The organism is Flavobacterium sp. 270, assembly GCF_004368785.1.
In the GTDB taxonomy this organism is placed as follows: domain Bacteria; phylum Bacteroidota; class Bacteroidia; order Flavobacteriales; family Flavobacteriaceae; genus Flavobacterium.
The window spans coordinates 1,636,863-1,658,560 of sequence record NZ_SODM01000001.1 but is presented as its reverse complement, the minus strand read 5'-3'; the positions used below and the strand labels follow the sequence as shown (position 1 = coordinate 1,658,560).

Here is a 21,698-nt window from a genome sequence, read left to right as displayed (position 1 = left end):
TATGAGTATTTTGTCCATTATTAGTTTTTTACTAATTACAGGTCTGATTGCTTTAATATCGGGAATAAAAACCAGAACAAAAAAGGTACAAACCACAAAAGGGCTTTTTTTTGCAGATCACAACAACAATTTTCTTATAGTCGGAGGAGCATTATTGTTAAGCAACATTAGTGCAAATCAATTTATAGGCGAAAACGAATCTATTTATACCAACAACATGAGCGTGATAGCATGGGGCGTTAGTTCTGTGCTTGCCATGCTGCTTGTTGCAGAGTTTTTTCTGCCTATTTACTTTCGTACCGGAGCCATGACAATTCCGGATTATTTAGGAAAACGCTACGACGATTCTACCAAAAAATTAGTGTCAATTGTATTTTTGTGCAGTTATATCGTAAACTTGCTTCCTGCAGTATTGTATGGAGGAGCAGTTGCCCTTACGGGAATGTTCAATTTTTTACAGCCTTTACAATTAACGTATTGGCAGAACATCTGGATCATGGTTTGGCTAATCGGATTAACAGGCTGCGCTTATTCGGTTTTGGGAGGTTTAAGAGCTATATCTATTAGTGATACTATTTTGAGTATCGGATTTTTAACTATTGGTATTGCTTTTCCGTACTTCGGATTTAAATTTTTAGGTAATGGCGATTGGTCAAAAGGACTTCATGTATTACTTTCTCAGCATACAGAACATTTAAATTCCATTGGAACCCAAAGCGATGAGATACCTTTTAGTACTATTTTCACAGGTATGTTTATCATGAACCTGTACTATTGGGGAATGGAACAATTTATTGTGCAGCAGGCACTTTCGGCAAAAAGTTTATCTCACAGTCAAAAAGGTATGGGACTGGCTTGTTTAGGAAAACTTTTATGTCCTTTTATTATTAATATTCCGGGATTACTGGGAGTTCATTTGTATAAAAATCTTGAAAATACAGCTGAGGTTTTTCCTCTGGTAGTAAAAGATACACTGCCTTCAATCATGATTGGTTTAACAGCGGCCGTTGTTCTTGGGGCAGCTATAAGTACCTTTAATGCAGGATTAAACAGCAGCAGTACACTGTTTGTACTTAATCTTTATAAGCCGTGGTTAGAAAAAAGAAATAAAGAAGTTACAGAAAAACATTTGGTCTATACAGGACGTAAATTTGAAATAATTGTTTCTGGTTTAGCCATGTTTTCTGCACCGTTTATATTGTTTAGCAAAGCTGGTTTTTATACCTATTTGCAACAACTTGCGGGAATGTTCTGCCTGCCAATTTTTACCATAATTCTAATTGGTTTTATATCTAAAAAAGTACCGCCTCAAGCTGCCAAAATCGGAATGATATTCTTTATTTTAAGTTATGTAATCTTTAATTATATACTAGATATTCAACTTCATTATTTGCACATGCTGGCAATATTATTCCTTTTTACAGTAGGATGCATGTTGTTTGTTTCGAAGTTTTATCCTAATTATCACTACACCGAAATCAAATTAGAATCTGTTGAATTATCGCCTTGGAAAAACCGTTATTGGTATTTTACCGCTCTCTTAATTGGTATGGTTGGTATTTTTGTTTTATTCTCAAAATGGGGAATAGCTTAGGGAAGGTTCTAAGATTCTAAGGTTTTATGTAGTGATGCACTTGCCGTACGTATAACACAAGATATATCGACAATTTTGTCATTTCGACGTAAGGAGAAATCTCCGCAAGAAACTCCGTAACAATTCTCTAGCCTTTCCTTAATCTTGTTATTTTGACGTAAGGAGAAATCACACTAGAAACTCCTCAAAGTGAATTATCCAATCTTTGCCGAATCCCGAGTGCGATTTCTCCTTACGTCGAAATGACAAACTAAAGTTTGCTATATCTTTTTTGTCTGAGATTTCTTTATTTTATTTCTGCCTTTATTTCTTTTTTCATTTTTTAGAACATGTATTTATGGTAAAGCAGAAAAAAATACCCAAAAAAAATAACAAATTCTTAAAACATAAATTTGGATGTTATGAAAATATTTGTATGTTTGTATTGTTGTAGTATAGTATAGTATAAGTCAACTTGCTTTTCTTTATTTCAATGCTCAATATTCAAAAAAACTAACTCAATATTTATTAACTAAAAAACCAAATCATTATGAGAATTGCAATAAGATACTTATGCTTCTTAGTAGTTATGATGTCCGCCGGTACACTTTATTCCCAAACCATCACCGGTAAAGTTACAGATAATGAAAATTTACCACTGCCTGGTGCAACAGTTTTAGTAAAAGGCACACAAAACTCTACCTCAACAGATATAGACGGTAGTTACAAAATAACCAATGTTAAACCCGGATCATCTTTAGAATTTAGTTTCATCGGATTCACGCCAAAAAGTGCTGCTGCTAATAGTTCCGTTCTAAATGTTTCCCTGGTTCCAAACACTCAGGAATTAAACGAGATTATTGTAGTAGGAGCCAAAGTAAAAAGAAGTGACCTAACGGGAGCTGTATCCAATGTTTCGGGAGAAAAATTACTCGAAACACCTACTGCCAATGCTGTTCAGGCGTTGCAGGGACGTGCGGCAGGTGTTTATGTACAACAAAATACAACACCTGGAGGAAGTGGTTCTATCAAAATTAGAGGAAATAACTCGATACAATTTGGTACAAACCCAATATTTGTTGTTGACGGACTTATTATAGACGGAGGATTCGAGTCTATAAATCCAAACGATATTGCTAATATCGATATCTTAAAAGATGCTTCTTCTACAGCGATTTACGGAGCCAGAGGTGCCAATGGAGTTGTTGTAATTACAACCAAAAAAGGTACAAAAGGAGAAGGTAAAGTAAACTTTGATACTTGGGTAGGAATGTCTGAGTTTAGTAAAACACTGCCATTAATGAATGGTCAGCAATTATTTGATCTTAGAGTAGATGCTTTTGCCAATCAATATATGGACCAAAATCCTAATGCTGATCGTAATGCTTACATCAATCAAATAAAATCTGACGGTTCTACAGTATTTGCCCCATACGAATTAGAGTCTTACAGAACAGGAAAAAGTTATAATTGGTTAGACGAAGTAGCTCGTACAGGAGTTCAGAAAAACTACAATCTTTCTTTTTCCGGAGGTGGTGAAAAAGGTTCGTACTTTGTGAGTTTTAACTACGCAGATCAGGACGGACTTCTTCAAAATTCATCTTTCAAAAGATACAACGGAAAAATCAACCTGACGCAAGACGTTAAAAAATGGCTTCAAATAGGTACAAATACTACTTTTTCAAGAAGTATTGCAAGTTACATTGACGGAAGTGCTTTTGGTAATGCATTAGGAGCAAATCCATTATTGCCAATTGACCCAAATGCAACGTATTTAAAATACGGAGATGTATTAAATACAGACGCTTACAACCCTATAAAAAGTTTGACAATCGACAATACAAGTTCTAAGAATCGTTTAATGTCTAGTAACTTTGTAAACATCAAACCTACAGACGGATTAAATTTAAGAACTACTTTTTCTGTAGATATTACAGATCAGGCAAACTTCTCTTATCAGCCAATTGATACAGGACAATCTATTAGAAATGCTGCAAACGGAGATGCAAATCATTACAGATATAGCGAACTGAATTACCAATGGGATAATACAGCAACGTATAGTAAAGTAATTGGTAAACACGATTTTAGTGCACTTGGAGCTTTTTCTGTTCAAAAAAACACAAACAATTACACACAAGTAGATGCAAGAGGTTTTGCCTCAGATGATTTTACTTATATGTACTTAAATGGAGCTTCGCAAAAACCAAACTTCACGCTAGGTTCAGATTTTATCACAACAACATTATTATCTTATACAGGAAGATTAAATTATTCGTACGATAAAAAATACTTTGCAACAGTTACAACTCGTTTAGATGGTTCTTCTCGTTTTGGAGCCAATAACAAATGGGGAACTTTCCCATCTGTAGCTTTAGGCTGGGATATTGCTAAAGAATTTTTACAATCTGTAGAATCCATTAAATTATTAAAACTTCGTGGAAGTTACGGTATTGCAGGAAATCAAAACATTCCAAATTATGGTTATGTGAGCCAATACAGACCAACAGTTACAAACGGAACTGTAACGTATAACTCAGACGGAAGATTAGGGAATCCTGATTTACAATGGGAAAGACAAAAGCAATTTAATGGCGGTATAGACTTTGCAACTTCAGATAACAGATTTTCTGTAACCTTAGATTATTTCAATATCAAAAACGAAAATTTATTAATGGTTCGTACACTTTCTACTATAACTGGATTTAAAAATATGGTAGACAACGTAGGAACAATGGTAAACAAAGGTTTTGAGTTTAGTGCCAATTATAAAATCTTAAAAACAAATGATTTGAATTGGGATATTTCCGGAAACATTTCATCTGCCAAAAATAAGATTACAGCTTTATACGGAGATACCGATGCAATTTACAACAAAGGCGGTTACACTGGAGTTGAAATTCAGAGAACAGGAAATTTATTCGTAGGTAAATCGATCAACTCAATTTATGTTTTTGAATTCGATAAAATTGCTCAAACGGCAGATATGGCCGAAATCAGTAAAATTAATTTTGGAGGAAGAAGCGTTCAGCCAGGAGATATTCTTCCTGTAGACAGAAACAAAGATGGTAAAATTGATGACCAAGACCGTTATGTAGTAGGAAATACAGATCCTGATTTATACGGAGGTTTTGCAACAGATTTCACTTATAAAGGTTTCGGATTAAACGCTGTTTTTGCTTACTCTATTGGAGGAAGAAGAATTAGTTCTGCTTACGAAAGTTACATGAGTTCTGGCGGAATGAGCGCTGCACACACCGATTTATTAGATCGTTGGACACCAGAGCATACGGATACAAATGTACCAAGAGCTTATTATGGCGGTGGAAGATTCAACAGTTATGAAACATCATTAGCGATTCAGAATGCATCATTCTTACGTTTAAATGCGCTTACATTATCATACAATCTGCCAAGCCAGCTTTTAGAAAAAGTTTACCTTCAAAATCTTCGCCTTTATGTTACAGGATCTAATTTATTTACGATCACAAAATACAAAGGATACGACCCAGAAGGAGGAGATGGATATCCTAACTCAAGAATGTTTGTCTTAGGTTTAAATGTTTCATTATAAAAATAAATTTCGATAATAATTAAAAATATAATTATGAAAGTAAAAATTTTATCAGCAATGGCATTACTAATGCTTTTTGCTTCCTGCAGTGATTTTTTAGAGCAGGATCCAAATACTTCTCTTACCGAAGAGCAGGCTTTTTCGAAATTGGATAATATAGAACCGCTTCTTTTAGGAATGTATTCTTCTTGGAGAAACGTACAAAAAGACAGAGGAGGATTAATGTTTCAATTAGGAACAGACGAAACGCAGCAAGGTGCATTTCAGGTAATGACAACTCCGGGACAAGCGGGATTAGATTATTACAACGGATATCTTTCTGAAGAAAACACAGCATTGGCAGAACAATGGGAGTCACGCTGGCCGGTTGTAAACAGTGCGGCGCAAGCAATATTTGCACTAAACAATAATACAGAAGCAGATGTTGCCCGTAAAAATATCCTGCTTGGTGAAGCTAGCTTTATCAGAGCAAGTTTAATGTTTGAATTGGCGCAGTATTGGGGAGAAATCCCGATTTTGGACAAAGCACATACCAAAGAATTAGGGTATAAAAGACAACCGCTAAAAGATGTTTATACTTACATCATAAACGATCTTACTGTAGCCGAAGCTAATTTACCAACGACACAAACCAATAAAGCTTTTCCTGTAAAATATCTTGCTCAGGCCTTACTTGGTAAAGTATATTTATACGCACCAGAAGCATCAGGTGTTCGTAATTATACTACAGCAAAAGAATGGTTTGGTAAAGTTATAACTTCTGGAAAATACAGTTTATTATCTAATTATGCTGATGTTTTTAGCCCGGATCATGCTAATTCTCCAGAATCGCTTTACGAATTTCAATTCAACAACAATTACCCGGACAACAACCAAATACAATGGCAGACAGGATCTAGAGCAATTGCAAACATATATCAATACGCTTATTTTGGAGGATACGATTTATTAGTACCAACAAAATATTGTTACCAAAACAAAGTAGACGGCGGTATTTGGGAAGCTGGAGATACTCGTAAAGATGCAAGTATTCGTTATGATTTTACTTATAAAGGAAAAGTGCCAACAATTCCTTCTGGTTTTGGCGGCGACGAATTAGATCCACACGTAAAAAAGTATGAAGATATTCGTATCGACGGAAAACAATCTTTCTGGAACTCAGGAAAAAACAAACTTTATATGCGTTATTCTGATGTATTGCTTTGCTATGCAGAATGTTTAAACGAATTAGGAAGTACTGGTGATGCTGAAGGATATGTAAATCAGGTTCGTACACGTGCTTTTGGCGGAACTTTGCCAGCTGGAATGAACTGGAGCGGACTTTCTCAGGCTGATTTTAGAGAGCGTATTCTGGACGAACGTATGCGTGAACTTGCTTTTGAAGGCTGGAGAAGAATGGATCTTATTCGTACAGGCAAACTGGTACAATATGTAAAAGCACGTAACAAATGGGCTGCACAAAGCGGTACAATAGCTGATTTTAATAACAGATATCCAATTCCGTTGACAGAAATTTTACAAAATGAAGATATTAATCCAGAAGATCAAAACCCAGGATATTAATATCGATTAAGATAGTTTTAAAGTAATTTTTATTTATTGTTCTTGTGATTTGGTTAATATCACAGTTTTGATTTGTAATGCCATTTTGGATTTAGGTAATAACAGTACTTAGTACGTCTTCTGTTAAAAAAAACTTATTCCAAAATGGCATTCATCATTTAATATTTTACAATTTGTAAATCAAGAAAAATAACAATATGAAGTTTAATAACATTCCCGTTTTTATATGTTTACTGGTTTTAAACGCTTTATCATTAAGTATTTATTCTCAAAACAAAGTAAGTCTAAACTCTTCTGATATCGTTTGGAAAATTAAACCGCAAGCAGAAGTAGGACAAGACAGCCTAAAAATATTTACTCCGGATTATGCTACTGTAAATTGGGTAAATGCCGTTGTTCCCGGAACGGTTTTTAATTCTTACGTAGCTGCAGGATTAGAAAAAGATCCCAATTTTGGAGACAATATTTATCAGGTTGATAAGGCAAAATACGATCGCAGTTTTTGGTACCGCTCAGAATTTACTGTACCCGAAAATTTTACAAAAGATATAATCTGGCTAAATTTTGAAGGAATCAATCGCGAAGGTGAAGTTTACCTTAACGGAAAAAAAATAGCCGTATTAAGCGGTATGATGCAAAGAGGGAAATTTGACATTACCAAATTAGTGCATCGCAAAGAGAAAAACGTTCTCGCAATATTGGTAAGCATTCCAAAGCAGCCTTTAAACAATTACGGAAGTCCAACTTATATTTCGAGCGCAGGCTGGGATTGGATGCCGTATGTACCCGGATTAAATTCGGGAATTACAGATGATGTTTATCTAACCAATACCAACAAAATTACCATTGTAGATCCGTGGATACATAGTGATTTAGTTTCTAATGCGCGTGCAGATCTTCAGATAAAACTGGATATTAAAAATTCTTCGGCACAAAATCAGGAAGGAGTTTTGACAGGTGTAATAATGCCCGGAAACATCACTTTTTCTAAAAAAATCAGTCTCGACGCAAACCGACTCACCAATGTAAAAATTAATAAAGAACAGTTTCCGGAATTAGCCATTTCAAATCCTAAATTATGGTGGCCAAACGGTTACGGAAATCCTAATTTATATACCTGTCAATTTACACTTAAAGTTGGCGATATAGTTTCAGACCTTCAAAAAGTAACTTTCGGAATTCGAAAATATACTTATGATACAGACGGTGGCGTGCTGCATCTTTCCATCAACGGAAAAAGAGTTTTTCTAAAAGGAGGAAATTGGGGAATGAGCGAATATATGCTTCGATGCCGTGGTGAAGAATATGATCTAAAAGTCAAACTTCACAAAGAAATGAATTACAATATCATTCGTAACTGGTTAGGTTCTACAACAGATAACGAGTTTTACGAAGCCTGCGATAAATATGGAATTATGGTTTGGGATGACTTTTGGCTAAATGCAAATCCGAATCTGCCATTAGACATTCATGTTTTTAATAGTAACGTAATCGAAAAAATAAAACGCGTTAGAAATCATGCCAGCATAGCACTTTGGTGTGGTAATAACGAAGGCGTTCCTCAACCGCCGTTGAACGGCTGGATAGCAGAAAACATCAAAACTTTTGATAATAACGATCGTTATTATCAGCCTTGCTCAAACACAGGAAATCTTAGCGGAAGCGGACTTTGGGGAAATAAAGATCCGAGGTTTTATTTTACCAAATATCCGGAACCCTATGTGGGCACGGGAGACGGCCCAAGCTGGGGTTTACGATCTGAAATAGGAACAGCCGTTTTTCCGAACATAGAAAGCTTTAAGAAATTTATTCCCGAAAAAGACTGGTGGCCAAGAAATGATATGTGGGACAAACATTTTTTTGGACAAAAAGCCTTTAACGCAAGTCCAGATAATTATGATAAAAGTATATCTGAACGTTATGGAACACCAAATAATCTGGAAGAATATACCACAAAAGCACAGCTTTTAAATATAGAAACCAACAAAGCCATGTACGAAGGCTGGCTGGATCATATGTGGGAAGATGCCTCAGGAATTATGATCTGGATGAGCCAGTCGTCTTATCCAAGCATGGTTTGGCAGACTTATGATTATTATTACGATTTAACAGGAGCGTATTGGGGCGTAAAATCGGCTTGTGAACCCATGCACATTCAATGGAATCCGGTAAACAATTCAGTCAAAGTAATCAATTCTACAGGAACAGATTTTAAAAACCTGAATGCTGAAGCCGTTGTTTACAATATAGATGGCAAACCAGTGACTAAATTCAGCCAAAATGCCGTTATAGATTCCTATTCCAACACATCAACAGAGAGTTTTGTACTTCCTTTTTATTCCAATCAAAAAGATTTAGCATTTCAAAAAAATGTTGTTGTATCTTCAACAGAAGGCGGAAATGCCAAACAAGTTACAGACGGAGATGCTAACAGCCGATGGGCAAGCAATGCGACAGACAACGAATGGATTTATGTAGATCTTGAAAAAGAATTTACAATCAACAGAGTAGAATTAAACTGGGAGAATGCATACGGAAAAGAATATAAAATTCAAGTAAGTACAGACGCTCAAAACTGGACAGATGCGAGTGTTATAAAAGACGGAAAACAAGGAATTCAAACTATTTCTTTTGATGAAATAAAAGCACGTTATGTTAGAATGTTAGGCATAAAACGCGGTTCTGGATGGGGATATTCACTTTATGATTTTAAAGTTTTTGGAGCCGATGCCAACACATCAGATTTGAGTCCGGTACATTTTATTCGATTAAAATTAAAAGACGCTCAAAATAAACTAATCAGTGAGAATTTTTATTGGAGAGGTATTAATATGAAAGATTTTACCGAACTGAATAAACTGCCAAAAGTAAATGTAAATGTGTCCAGTAAAGTTGTAAAACAAAACGGAAAATACATTGTAAAATCAAAAATTTCAAGTCCGTCAGGAATTGCTTTTGGAATCCATATCCAAGCTTTAAATGATAAAACAGGAACTCAGATTTTACCGGCAATTGTGAGCGATAGTTATTTTACTTTGCTAAAAGGAGAAAGTAGAGAAATTACAATAGAATTTGATGAATCGGCTTTAAAAAATGGAGAAAAACCAATTGTAAAAGCTGTTCCTTATAATAAATAATGGTTTCGGAAGTAAACCTGTTAGGTTTAATCTAACCAAAAAAATACAATTATGAATATCAAAAAACACAAAGCTTTACTTTTCCTATTGTTACCTTTTTTAGGGTATTCACAAAGTAATCCGTTGGAGTTGTGGTACACCAAACCCGCATCGCAATGGGAAGAAACACTGCCATTAGGAAACGGTCGTTTAGGAATTATGCCCGATGGCGGCATCACAACAGAAAAATTGGTTCTTAATGATATTACCCTATGGAGTGGCTCACCGCAGGATGCCAACAATTATAAAGCATATACCTTTCTGCCCCAAATAAGAGAGTTGCTATTGGCAAATAAAAATAGCGATGCAGAAAAACTCATCAATGAGAATTTTGTATGCACAGGCCCGGGCTCAGGAAGCGGGGACGGAGCCAATGTACAATTTGGCTGTTATCAGGTTTTAGGAAATATGATCCTTAATTTTGATTACAAAACCAAATCACAGCCTGCCAATTACACTAGAAATCTTAACATACAAACCGCAGTTGCAGCTGCCCAATTTACAATTGACGGCGTAACGTATAAAAGAGAATATTTTGCTGGTTTTGGTGATGATGCAGCTTTTGTCAGATTGACATCAAGTAAAAAAGGAAAACTGAATTTTACTGTTCAATTAGACAGGCCGGAACATTTTAAAACAGAAAACGGCAATGACAATTCCCTTGTTATGACAGGTCAGCTCAACAATGGAATTGACGGAAAAGGAATGCGCTATAAAGCAAAAGTAAAAGCGCAATTAAAAGACGGTTCTGCATCATTCCATAATAATCAAATTGAAATCAAAAATGCAACAGAAGTAGTATTGTTTATAAGTGCAGGAACAGATTTTAAAGACAAAGCTTTTGAAGTTTTGGTAGATAAAATTTTGGATGCAGCAATGCAGAAAAAATATCAGGATCAGAAGAAAATACACATCCAAAATTATCAAAAGTTATTTAATCGTGTGGCTTTGAATTTTGGGAAATCAACAAAAAATATACTTCCGACAAACGAGCGTTTAGATGCTTTTATGAAAGATTCGGATTCAGATACAGGACTTCCGGTTTTGTTTTACCAATACGGACGCTATTTAAGTATCAGCAGCACAAGAGTGGGACTGCTTCCGCCAAATTTGCAAGGCTTATGGGCGCATCAAGTACAAACACCTTGGAACGGAGATTATCATCTTGATGTAAATGTGCAAATGAATCACTGGGCATTAGAAACCGGTAATTTATCAGAATTAAACCTTCCGTTAAAAGATTTGGTAAAAAAGATGGTGCCTTTCGGCGAAAAAACAGCAAAAGCCTATTACAATGCCGATGGATGGGTCGCACACGTAATAACCAACGTTTGGGGTTTTACAGAACCAGGAGAAAGTGCTTCGTGGGGAATTGCAAAAGCTGGTTCCGGCTGGTTGTGCAACAATTTATGGAACCATTATTTGTACACAAACGATCAGGCTTATTTAGCCGAAATTTATCCAATTATCAAAGGCGCAGCTCAGTTTTACAACAGCATGTTAGTAAAAGATCCAGAAACAGGCTGGCTCGTAACCTCGCCATCTGTATCACCAGAAAATTCATTTTTTTTACCAAACGGGCAAGATGCGCACGTTTGCATGGGGCCGACAATAGACAATCAAATTGTTCGTGAATTATTTGATAATGTAATAACAGCCTCTAAAAAATTAGGATTAGATAATGATTTAAGAAATGATCTTGAAAAAAGATTACAACTATTACCGCCGCCGGGAGTTGTAAGTCCGGACGGAAGAATTCAGGAATGGTTAAAACCTTATAAAGAACCAGACGCACAGCACCGTCATATTTCTCATTTATACGGATTATATCCTGCGCCGTTGATCACGCCAGAAGGAACACCAGAACTTGCAGCTGCAGCAAAGAAAACGCTGGAGGTAAGAGGCGATGATGGACCAAGCTGGTCTATAGCGTACAAAATGTTATTTTGGTCTCGATTGAAAGACGGAAACCGAGCTTACAAATTATTAAAAACAATATTGAGACCAACCTTGGCAACGAATATTAATTATGGAGCAGGAGGAGGCGTTTATCCTAATTTGCTTTCGGCAGGCCCGCCATTTCAGATTGATGGTAATTTTGGCGCAGCAGCCGGAATTGGCGAAATGCTCATTCAAAGCCATGCCGGATTTATCGAATTACTGCCTGCAATGCCAGACGTTTGGTTGAATCAAGGGGAAGTAAAAGGACTCAAAGCCGAAGGAAATTTTACCATAAATATGAAATGGGAAAAAGGTAAAGTAACGCAGTACCAAATACAATCTGCAGTACCAGCAAAAGTAAAAGTTAAGGTAAACGGAGAACTGAAAGAAATCACATCTTCTAAATTGTAAACAATAATAACAATAATCCTGTAAGTCGTTTTGAAGCTTACAGGATTATTTTTTATCAATTTTCATAATGACTATAAATAAAATAATACTCTGCGGTGCTTTATTAAGTTCAATAATTCTTAGTGCACAGCATATCGAAAAAATCACCACACACGTAAATCCGTTTATAGGTACAGGAGCTGCACATGGATCGCCGCTTTCTGGTAATAATTATCCGGGAGCTACTGTGCCGTTTGGTATGGTGCAGCTTAGTCCAGACACCCGAAATACCCCAGATTGGAGTGTGGCGAGCGGTTACAATTACAATGACACCACAATTGTGGGTTTCAGCCACACCCATTTAAGCGGTACAGGTGTAGCCGAATTGTTTGATGTAATGTTGATGCCGTTTAGCGGTCCCGTAATGAAAGAAGAAGTGGGACAAAATGCATATCAGTCAAAATTCTCTCATAAAAAAGAAACCGCCAGACCGGGATATTATAGCGTAGAGCTCTTAGATTATCAGATAAAAGCCGAACTTACGGCAACTACACATGCCGGATTTCATAAATACAGTTTTCCCAAAAATAAAGAAGCACATATCGTAATTGATTTAGATCATTCGATGAAAAAATCAGATTGGAATACGCGTATTATTGCATCGCAATTATCATTTCCAAACGATCGTACTATCGAAGGTTATCGCCTTATTACAGGCTGGGCACCAATGCGAAAAGTGTTTTTTCATGCTGAATTTTCACAACCTGTAATTCATAGTCATGTTGTTGACGGCAATAATAACTATGATAATCCTAAAATTGTAAACGGTAACGCAATACGTGTCCTATTAGATTTTGATACCTCAATGCAACAAGAGGTTTTGGTTAAAATAGGAATTTCTGCCACAAGCATAGAAAATGCACGTTTGAATGTAGAATCTGAAATTCCGGATTGGGATTTTGAAGGGATAAAAAATACCGCTGATACCGTTTGGGAAAAAGAACTAGGGAAAATAAAAATTGACGGAACGCCAGAGCAAAAGCAGATTTTTTATACAGCTTTGTATCATACTTTTATACAACCGAATACTTTATCAGACGTTAGCGGTGATTACCCATCAGCTGATTTTACGGTTAGAAAATCATCCAAACCCTATTACTCAACATTCTCTTTGTGGGATACGTATCGTGCCGCACATCCTTTGTACACATTAGTACAACCAGAGCGTTCTGCAGATTTTATAAACAGTATGCTGGAGTACTATAAAGTATTTGGTTATTTACCAATATGGCAGTTATGGGGACAGGAAAATTATTGCATGATTGGCAATCATGCGATTCCGGTAGTGGTAGATGCTGTACTTAAAAATTTGCCGGGTATAGATGCCGCAACTGCGTTTGAAGCCGTAAAAAATTCCGCAGAACGAGAACATCCGGGATCACCGTTTGGTATTTGGGAAAAGTACGGATATATTCCGGAAAACCTAAAATCACAATCTGTTTCCTTAACATTAGAAATGGCTTACGACGATTGGTGTGTAGCACAACTGGCAAAAAAGATAGGTATAACAGATGATTACAACCATTTTACGAAACGGTCACAATTCTATAAAAATCTTTACGATAAAGAGATAGGTTTTTTTCGAGCCAAAGATGATAAAGGCGAATGGATTAGTCCATTTGATCCGTTAAAATATGGCGCAAATGGAGGATACCCGTTTACAGAAGGCAACGGCTGGCAATACTTTTGGTATGTTCCTCAAGATGTAAAAGGATTGGTGAGTTTAGTAGGCGGTGATCGTTTATTTACTCAAAAATTAGATACTTTTTTTACATTAGAAGACAAACCAGAAGAAGTAAATGATAATGCTTCGGGTTTTATTGGGCAGTATGCACACGGTAATGAGCCAAGTCATCATATTGCTTATTTATACAATTATGCAGGCCAGCCCTGGAAGACGCAGCAATATGCATCAGCCATATTAAAGAAAATGTACAATACCACATCATCGGGTTATTCTGGTAATGATGATTGTGGCGAACTTTCGGCTTGGTATATTTTTAGTGCAATGGGATTTTATCCTGTAAATCCTGCAAGTGGTCAATATGTTATTGGTTCTCCAATACTTAAAGAATCTGTTATTCAATTAAAAAATAACAAGACTTTTAAAGTTACAGCCAAAAACGTTTCTGGTAAAGATATTTACATTCAAAGTGCAAAATTAAATGGTAAAAACTATACCAAAACCTTTATTAATCAATCTGATTTAGATGCTGGCGGTACTTTAGAATTTATTATGGGACCTAATCCCAATAAAAATTGGGGAACCAAATTAGAAAACAGGCCGGCTAACTAAATCATTTATTTTGATTTTCCTGCAAGGTTTCCAAAACCTTGTAGGTATAGTTTGGTAATCTTCTCATCTACAGTTTTATACCTACAAGGTTTTGGAAACCTTGCAGGATAAGCACCGGATTAAACCACAAGCCCCGACAGTTTTTTAAACTATCGGGGCTAACTAACATTTAAACACCAAACTTAAACAGAAACCGATACTTCATTTTTTAATAATGACAAATGTATCGTAACTCCTGAATGACTCTTTTCTTCAGAAAGTACAGCTTCGAAAGTCTCTTCGGATGCAGCTTTTTTATCCAATCCTAAAAGACCTAATCCAAGCATATACAAACAGTGAATTTTATTACGTTTATCCAGATCATCTTCCCAAATCATAAGATCTGGCAGTGATACTGCAAAATAATCAATAGTAACATGATCGTTTAAATGCTTTTGAGCGTAAGCAACTAATTTTTCAAAACGTTTATCCGCTTCCGATTGTTGATTCAATTTTAGAAAAGCCAAACCTTGATAGAAAATTTTATCCGGCTGTTGATCATTATAAAAAATAGCTGCAGTTGGTTCTTCTAATCCTTGCGTTGCTTTTTGCCACCAATTATTAGCTTCTTCTATGTTATTTTTTTTCTCAAAAGCGACACCAAGCCAATAATAAATATCGTTTTCCTGAGCGCCCGGCAGTTTTCCTTCGCCTAAATTATCAGGATAAAATTGAGCTTGTTCCAGAAGTTCAATAGCGTAATCATAATTTCCTGCCGTGATTTGTTGTTTCGCAATTTCAGTCAGGCTGATAAGATATTGTCCGCTTACTTTTCCTTCGCCGCCTTCCCACGGATGAAAAATTCGGTTTTGTAACAAGGTAAGCGCTTTGTCGTGTTTGCCTAAAAGATTGTACAAAGCCACTCTTTCTAAATAAACATCATCCCTTTGAATTACCAATTCTAAATGTTTCTCTAAGAAAGCAAGTCTAAAAACTAAATCTCTATTTAAACGTTTGTACAATTGATCCAGTTCCATCAAAATTCTGGAATCTTGTAAATCCAACGAAAAGGCTTTTTCTAAGCTGCTTAAAGCTTTTTGTTCATCTTCTAATTTATTATAATAAGCCAAAGCCAAATTGCGATGAACGGTAGGGAAGCTGTCATCAATAGCAACCGATTTTTCCCAACAAGAAACAGCATCGTCATAAAACTTGGAGGCGTACCAAAAGTTACCCAAATAATACAAAGCTTTTGCATCATTAGTTTGTTTCTTAATCACGTTTTGAAGCAGTAAAGCAGCCTCAATCTGATTTGGGAAACAATAATCTGGTTTTGCCTCAGAGGCCATTTTGAAGCATTTTTCGGCTTGACCGAAATCATTTAATTTTTGATAAAAAGAACCCGCATAATACCAAGCCATCGGATACGTATTTTCATCTTTTAAGCCTTCAGACAACAATGCTGCAGCTTCTTTATAAAAACCAGCGCCCGCATAATCTAATGCATATTCTATATACGTATGAATGTTGTTTCTTATCAATCCGTTGAAATAAGCAAGCTCTTTTTTGTCATTGCTCAAAAGATATTTTTCGTAAAGCAATCCAAAATTAAAACAATCGCTTTCCAAATAGGTATTTACGAGCTGTAATGCTTTTTGCTCCTGTCCTAATTTTCTAAGTAAAACAACTTGCAAATGCAACGCTTTATGATCTTCGGTATTTTTAGAAATTGCCTTTTGAATATGTGTAAGTGCTAATTCGTAATCATTATTTAAGGCATTAATTTGCGCAACATAAAAATAACCCTGATTTTGCCAGGCAGCATTCCAGGTAGCTTTGTAAAATGCATCATACGCTTCTTTAAATCTGTCTTGATATTTAAGACATAAACCAAGATTAAAATAAGCTTCGCCTTCATACGGATTTGGATTTCGCTGCGTCAATGTTTTTATCGCAGCTCTAAAATAAGGTTCACTTTCTTCAAATTTTGCTCTTCGCATCAACCATAATCCCATCGCATTATTTGAGCGAATATCGCCAGCATCGCGCTTAATAGCTTCTTCATAATACGGAATCGGACTGTAAGTTGCGTGTCGGTATTGTTCTAAATGTTGTGCAGTCAGGAATAATTGCTCGTTATTTTGAATATCTTCTGGTGCAAGAGCAGGTTTTGCAGCTTCGGGAATTTCAGCTTCATTTGGGCCTTCGTACATCCAATCTACCAAAACTTTATTGTCGGCATCTGTTACAGAAATTGATAATCCTTCTAAAGATTCATTGTTTTTAAAATCAATTGTTTCTTCAAACGAATTGTACGGTGAAGCATCATATTGTTTTTGAAATAGAACAGTTTCATTATTTTTTAAAGTAACCGTTGTGTTGGGATAAACTCCTGTTGTATAAGCTTTAATAACTAATTTATTATCGATGCTTTCTAAATTGACCATCGCATTTTTGGTAGCATTTTTTACAATACCCAAATCACGATACGGCATAAAATACTGCGTAAAATCCTTTTGTTCGCCCGGCATAATCCAGGTGAAATCAGGCTGATTATCCGTATAAACACCACACATTAATTCGATATACGGGCCATCTTCATCCGTAAGATTGCGGTCCCAGGCACGGCCGAAATCGCCATGTCCCCAAGTCCATTGTTTTTTCCCAGGAGAAACATGGTGGTTTGCTACGTGAAGTAAACCGCCTTTAGAATCATTTTCGTAACCGCCCACAAAATTATATTTTGAAGCAATCGCCATATAAGACGTAGGAACCGGAATATTTTTATAACGGGAAATATCTGTTCCCGGAGAATAATCTACTTTGTAATATGTTCCTTTTGCAATCGGAAAAGAAGAAACATCACGTTTTCCGTGATCAAAAACCGCATTTACGTCTGGCGGAAACACCGATTGATAATCGTCATTTACCTTTACAGCCGGATTTGCCCACCATAAAAAAGTCTGCGGAAACGATGTTCTGTTGTACAATTGCGCTTTAATTTCTAAATAAGCTTTGTCAGGATATAATCTGAAACCCGCCATTCCTTTGGTTCTAAACATACGTTCAACCTCACTGCACCAAACTGTTGCGCTGCCGTCCTCATGTTCCTCAATCGTAAAATCAACAGGATCAAAAGTTGTTGGTCTGTGGTGTTGCGGCCAGTTAAACTCAATTCCGCCAGAAATCCACGGGCCTGTAAGTCCAACCAAAGCCGGTTTTACAACCTGATTATAATAGACAAAATGACGTTCTTTGGTTTTATCATAAGCCATATGAACACGTCCGCCGAGTTCTGGCAAAATCATTATTTTAACAAATTCATTTTCAAGATATACAGCTTGGTATTCTTTGTCTGTTTTTTCGTCTGCGATTTTTTCAATAACAGGATATGGATATACAGATCCGTTACTTCCCTGATACACTCTTTTCTCAATAAATACAGGATTTTTTTCAGGTTTGCCCACCTCATAAGTTGGCAGGATTATTTTTTCCTTCCAAACATTTACTTTTTGCATGATGTAATGAAATTTAAATTATTGAATATTCTTTGAATCAGAAACCATCAGTTCTTCAATTTCTTCAAGACTTTTGTTTTTGGTTTCGGGAAGTTTTTTTAATACAAACAAAAATCCTAAGGCACAGATAATACCGTACAGCCAGAAAGTTCCCGACGTACCCAGGTAATTGTTGAAAATTGGAAATGTTTGTACCAATAGAGCAGAAGCAATCCAGAGTGCAAAAGTTGCAATAGACATCGCTACACCTCTAATTCTGTTAGGGAATATTTCAGATAAAATAACCCAGACAATAGGAGCAAGAGACATTGCATAGATGGCAATGGCTAATAATACCAGCATTAATAAAGGAAAACCGGTAACATTCGTGTAATAAAAATAACCCAGTAAAGCATAAATTACAGCTAATGCTGCCGACCCAAAAAGCATTAATTTTTTGCGTCCCAGTTTATCTACAGTTCCCATAGCAACCAAAGTAAAAACCAGGTTTATACTACCGGTAATTACAATATTCATAAACAAATCGTTTATGCTGTAACCTGCAGAAACAAAGATTTCCTGCGCATAATTAAAAATAATATTAATACCGCACCATTGTTGAAAAGCGGCTAATACAATTCCGATTATTAGAATTGGCAAAGCTTTTTTATCAAGCAGTATTTTAAAATCGGTTTTCTCTGATTCGTGTGTAAAAGTTTCTTTTATTTTTGAGATCTCTTCTTTGCCGTAAGCCAATCCTCCAATTTTAGTAAGCGTTTCTTCTGCAGTAGTATTTTTTCCTTTTTTAGCCAGATATCTTGGGCTTTCGGGAATTAAAAACATTAGAATAAAAAAGAGAACAGCCGGAAAAAATCCTGCCCAAAACATCCATCTCCATCCCGTTTGTCCGTTCCAAGAAGCCAGAATTTGAGCATGAGAATAGCCTGCAGGAATAACCTCAGTAATGACCATATTGGTTATTTGTGCTGCTAAAATCCCGATAACTACGGTAAGCTGATTTATAGATACAAAAAGACCGCGGGTTTCCTGTGGAGCGATTTCGGCAATGTACAAAGGCGAAATTGTCGATGCAATCCCAATCCCGATACCGCCAATAATACGCCATATAATAAATATTGTAAAAGTTTCTGATGCTCCGGTGCCCAACGCACATAAGGAGAATAATACGGCCGCAGCAATTAACATTGGACGTCTGCCATAAGTATCTGCAAGTTTGCCCGCAACGGCTGCACCAGCTACACAGCCAACAAGAGCGCTGCTCATAGCCCAGCCTTGTAAAGCAGGAGAATCTGAAATGCCAAAATAAATTTCGTAAAATGGTTTTGCACCACCAATTACAACCCAGTCGTAGCCAAAGAGTAAGCCACCCAATGCTGCAACAAGGCTAATTGATAATAAAAAGGTATAATTATAATTTTTCATAAAAAGGTTTTATAGCTTTTGTAAAATTAGCAGAATGGTAACCTTTGATTTATGGATATTTTTTTTGAATAGATGGATTATAATCTGATTTTTTAAGATGATAAACTAAAATACGAAAACAATTGCGTTACTGTTTATATTCGGTGCGGTATTGTATTGGCGAAGTACTCATTACTTTTTTGAAAAGACGGGAGAAATACAACGGATCATTAAACCCCAGCGCAAAACTTATTTCTTTTATACTCATAGTAGTAAAACTAAGATATTGACAGGCTTTCTGCATTTTTAAATAATTGAAATAATGGATAGGAGAATAACCCGTCTGTTTTTTGAATAAGGTAAAAAAATGAGAAGAAGAGTAATTAAAATAAGCAGCAACCTCATTGATTTTTAAAGATAAATCCAAATGCTCTTTCATATAATCTATTGCCGACTCAATAGTATTATCCTCTGAAAATTTTCTATTTTTTTTGATGAAATAGCGTTCGTATAAAAAGGCATTTAATAATTGCCACAATGAAAGATTAGCATATTCAAGATTACTAAGACTGTAACCGTCTTCCATAACATCCAGTATGTTTTCAAAAAGTTCGATGCGTCGTTCTTCCAATGACAATTGCGGTGCAGTATCGGGATGTTCGGTGATGAATTTTTCATAAAAATGAGGTGCCTGCGGGCCGGTAAAATGGATCCAGTAAATACTCCACGGATTTTGTTTTAAAGCATGATAATCATGCGCTGTTTCTGGTGGTATAATATAAAAAGTATTCGCTTTAAGCGGTATGGTTTTATTTTCTTTAGTAATAACACCTTCACCTTTATAACAATAAATAAGGATATATTGTTTGCTTCCGTGTTTACGTTTCATTGAATGATGACTTGCATTAGGGAAAACACCAATGTCTGTAAAATACAAACCAGAAATCAATGCATTCTTTTTAATGCCCGAAAGTATATTTTTAGGAATCACGATCATGCGCTGTCCTAAAAAACCTTCTTTGACTTTTATCTTTTCTTTTTGTGATGAATTCTTCATTTTGTCAAAACTTATTTTTCAAATATCGTAATTTAATCCATGCTTTTAAAAATAATGTCCATTTTTAAGCTAATAATCGAAGTTACATTTGAAATACTATTTAAGGATAGTGTTTTCAAATCCTTTTTTTAATAAATTATGAATCCTATTAATAAGATTACATACGAGCCTTTTGGGGTTTGTAATGGAAAAGAAATTTTTAAATTTCGACTTACGAATGTTCACGAAAATTACGTTGAACTGCTTAATTATGGAGCCGTAGTAAAGTCCATAGTAGTTCCGGACAAAAACGGAATTAAAGAAAATGTAGTTTTAGGATTTCCAACTCTGGAAGGTTATTTAGAAGATTCCTGTTATATAGGAGCAACTGTTGGAAGGTTTGCAAACCGAATTAATAATGCTGAATTCTCTATTGAAGATAAAACTTTTTTTTTGGATAAAAATGATGGGAAACACAACAATCATAGTGGTTCGGCTGGATTTAACAACAAAGTTTTTGATTTTATCATAAAAGAGAATACAGTAATTTTTAGTCTTGAAAGTAAAAATGGAAGTGGCGGTTTTCCGGGCAATTTAGACATTAAAGTGATTTACAAATGGACAGATAAAAACGAGCTTAAAATTGAATTTTTGGCTGTAGCCGATGAACCAACACCACTAAATTTTACGAATCATTCTTATTTTAATTTATCGGCTTGTGCCGAAAAAATACAACAGCATCGCCTCACGATTCAGGCTGATAAAATCTTAGAAAATACTCCCGATTATATTCCGACAGGAAAAATTATTTCTGCCAATAACTATATTTTTCAGAATGACTTATTAGGAGATGTAATGAAAAGTAAAGGCTTGAATACCTATTATATTTTGGATAAAGATAAAGTTTGCGAATTGACAGAAGAAAAATCAGGAAGAATAATGCGGGTTTTTACCTCTTATCCAGGCATACAATTGTACACAGGCGATTACTTAAAAAGTGAAGTTATCGGCGAACATTCTAAACTTTACGAGCCTTTTGACGGACTTTGTTTAGAATGCCAATATTATCCTGACAGCCCAAATCATTTGCATTTTCCTAATACAATATTTAAAACGGGACAAGTTTATAATGAAACCATTACGTACGCTTTTGACTTAGCAGATAACAAAATTGACTATCACCTCTAAAAA

Annotated in this window: 10 protein-coding genes; 7 read left to right on the top strand and 3 right to left on the bottom strand. The window is 35.7% G+C overall.

Annotation, left to right across the window (positions count from 1 at the left end; genetic code table 11):
- Position 1 precedes the first annotated feature (1 nt).
- The 6 genes from EV144_RS07145 to EV144_RS07120 all read left to right on the top strand — a co-directional run bounded on the left by EV144_RS07145 (position 2) and on the right by EV144_RS07120 (position 14,573).
- Positions 2–1,594, top strand: coding sequence for a solute:sodium symporter family transporter (locus EV144_RS07145; RefSeq protein ID WP_134147419.1), 1,593 nt, complete (start codon positions 2–4; stop codon positions 1,592–1,594).
- A gap of 529 nt (positions 1,595–2,123) precedes the next feature.
- Entirely contained in the window at positions 2,124–5,147 is a 3,024-nt protein-coding gene (locus EV144_RS07140) for a SusC/RagA family TonB-linked outer membrane protein (protein WP_134147417.1), read from the top strand.
- 33 nt (positions 5,148–5,180) lie between these two features.
- Complete coding sequence (locus EV144_RS07135; RefSeq protein ID WP_208326838.1) at positions 5,181–6,710, top strand: RagB/SusD family nutrient uptake outer membrane protein; 1,530 nt, start codon at positions 5,181–5,183, stop codon at positions 6,708–6,710.
- Positions 6,711–6,907: 197 nt separating this feature from the next.
- Positions 6,908–9,847 carry a discoidin domain-containing protein gene (locus EV144_RS07130; RefSeq protein ID WP_134147413.1) on the top strand — a complete coding sequence of 980 codons (2,940 nt, stop codon included), beginning with the start codon at positions 6,908–6,910 and terminating at the stop codon, positions 9,845–9,847.
- Positions 9,848–9,898: 51 nt separating this feature from the next.
- Positions 9,899–12,238, top strand: a complete 2,340-nt coding sequence (locus tag EV144_RS07125; RefSeq protein WP_134147412.1) for a glycosyl hydrolase family 95 catalytic domain-containing protein — start codon at positions 9,899–9,901, stop codon at positions 12,236–12,238.
- A 67-nt stretch (positions 12,239–12,305) separates the two neighbouring features.
- On the top strand, positions 12,306–14,573 hold the full coding sequence (locus EV144_RS07120; RefSeq protein ID WP_208326837.1) for a GH92 family glycosyl hydrolase: 2,268 nt from the start codon (positions 12,306–12,308) through the stop codon (positions 14,571–14,573).
- Between the two features lie 182 nt (positions 14,574–14,755).
- Here EV144_RS07120 and EV144_RS07115 read toward each other — a convergent pair whose 3' ends face one another.
- The 3 genes from EV144_RS07115 to EV144_RS07105 form a co-directional block, all read right to left on the bottom strand.
- Positions 14,756–18,070 carry a DUF5107 domain-containing protein gene (locus tag EV144_RS07115; protein WP_134147408.1) on the bottom strand — a complete coding sequence of 1,105 codons (3,315 nt, stop codon included), beginning with the start codon at positions 18,068–18,070 and terminating at the stop codon, positions 14,756–14,758.
- 18 nt (positions 18,071–18,088) lie between these two features.
- Positions 18,089–19,492: a sugar porter family MFS transporter gene (locus tag EV144_RS07110; RefSeq protein WP_134147406.1), complete on the bottom strand. Its 1,404-nt coding sequence runs from the start codon at positions 19,490–19,492 to the stop codon at positions 18,089–18,091.
- Between the two features lie 127 nt (positions 19,493–19,619).
- Entirely contained in the window at positions 19,620–20,528 is a 909-nt protein-coding gene (locus EV144_RS07105; RefSeq protein WP_134147404.1) for an AraC family transcriptional regulator, read from the bottom strand.
- A 138-nt stretch (positions 20,529–20,666) separates the two neighbouring features.
- Here EV144_RS07105 and EV144_RS07100 point away from each other — a divergent pair, with 138 nt between their 5' ends.
- The gene (locus EV144_RS07100; protein ID WP_134147402.1) at positions 20,667–21,695 is read left to right on the top strand and encodes an aldose epimerase family protein; all 1,029 of its coding nucleotides are present in this window, start codon (positions 20,667–20,669) and stop codon (positions 21,693–21,695) included.
- The last annotated feature ends 3 nt before the right edge of the window (positions 21,696–21,698 follow it).

Bases quoted from the DNA above. Each gene is read 5' to 3' on its own strand.
- EV144_RS07145 (WP_134147419.1), top strand. From the start codon at position 2: ATGAGTATTTTGTCCATTATTAGTTTTTTACTAATTACAGGTCTGATT.
- EV144_RS07140 (WP_134147417.1), top strand. From the start codon at position 2,124: ATGAGAATTGCAATAAGATACTTATGCTTCTTAGTAGTTATGATGTCC.
- EV144_RS07135 (WP_208326838.1), top strand. From the start codon at position 5,181: ATGAAAGTAAAAATTTTATCAGCAATGGCATTACTAATGCTTTTTGCT.
- EV144_RS07130 (WP_134147413.1), top strand. From the start codon at position 6,908: ATGAAGTTTAATAACATTCCCGTTTTTATATGTTTACTGGTTTTAAAC.
- EV144_RS07125 (WP_134147412.1), top strand. From the start codon at position 9,899: ATGAATATCAAAAAACACAAAGCTTTACTTTTCCTATTGTTACCTTTT.
- EV144_RS07120 (WP_208326837.1), top strand. From the start codon at position 12,306: ATGACTATAAATAAAATAATACTCTGCGGTGCTTTATTAAGTTCAATA.
- EV144_RS07115 (WP_134147408.1), bottom strand. From the start codon at position 18,070: ATGCAAAAAGTAAATGTTTGGAAGGAAAAAATAATCCTGCCAACTTAT.
- EV144_RS07110 (WP_134147406.1), bottom strand. From the start codon at position 19,492: ATGAAAAATTATAATTATACCTTTTTATTATCAATTAGCCTTGTTGCA.
- EV144_RS07105 (WP_134147404.1), bottom strand. From the start codon at position 20,528: ATGAAGAATTCATCACAAAAAGAAAAGATAAAAGTCAAAGAAGGTTTT.
- EV144_RS07100 (WP_134147402.1), top strand. From the start codon at position 20,667: ATGAATCCTATTAATAAGATTACATACGAGCCTTTTGGGGTTTGTAAT.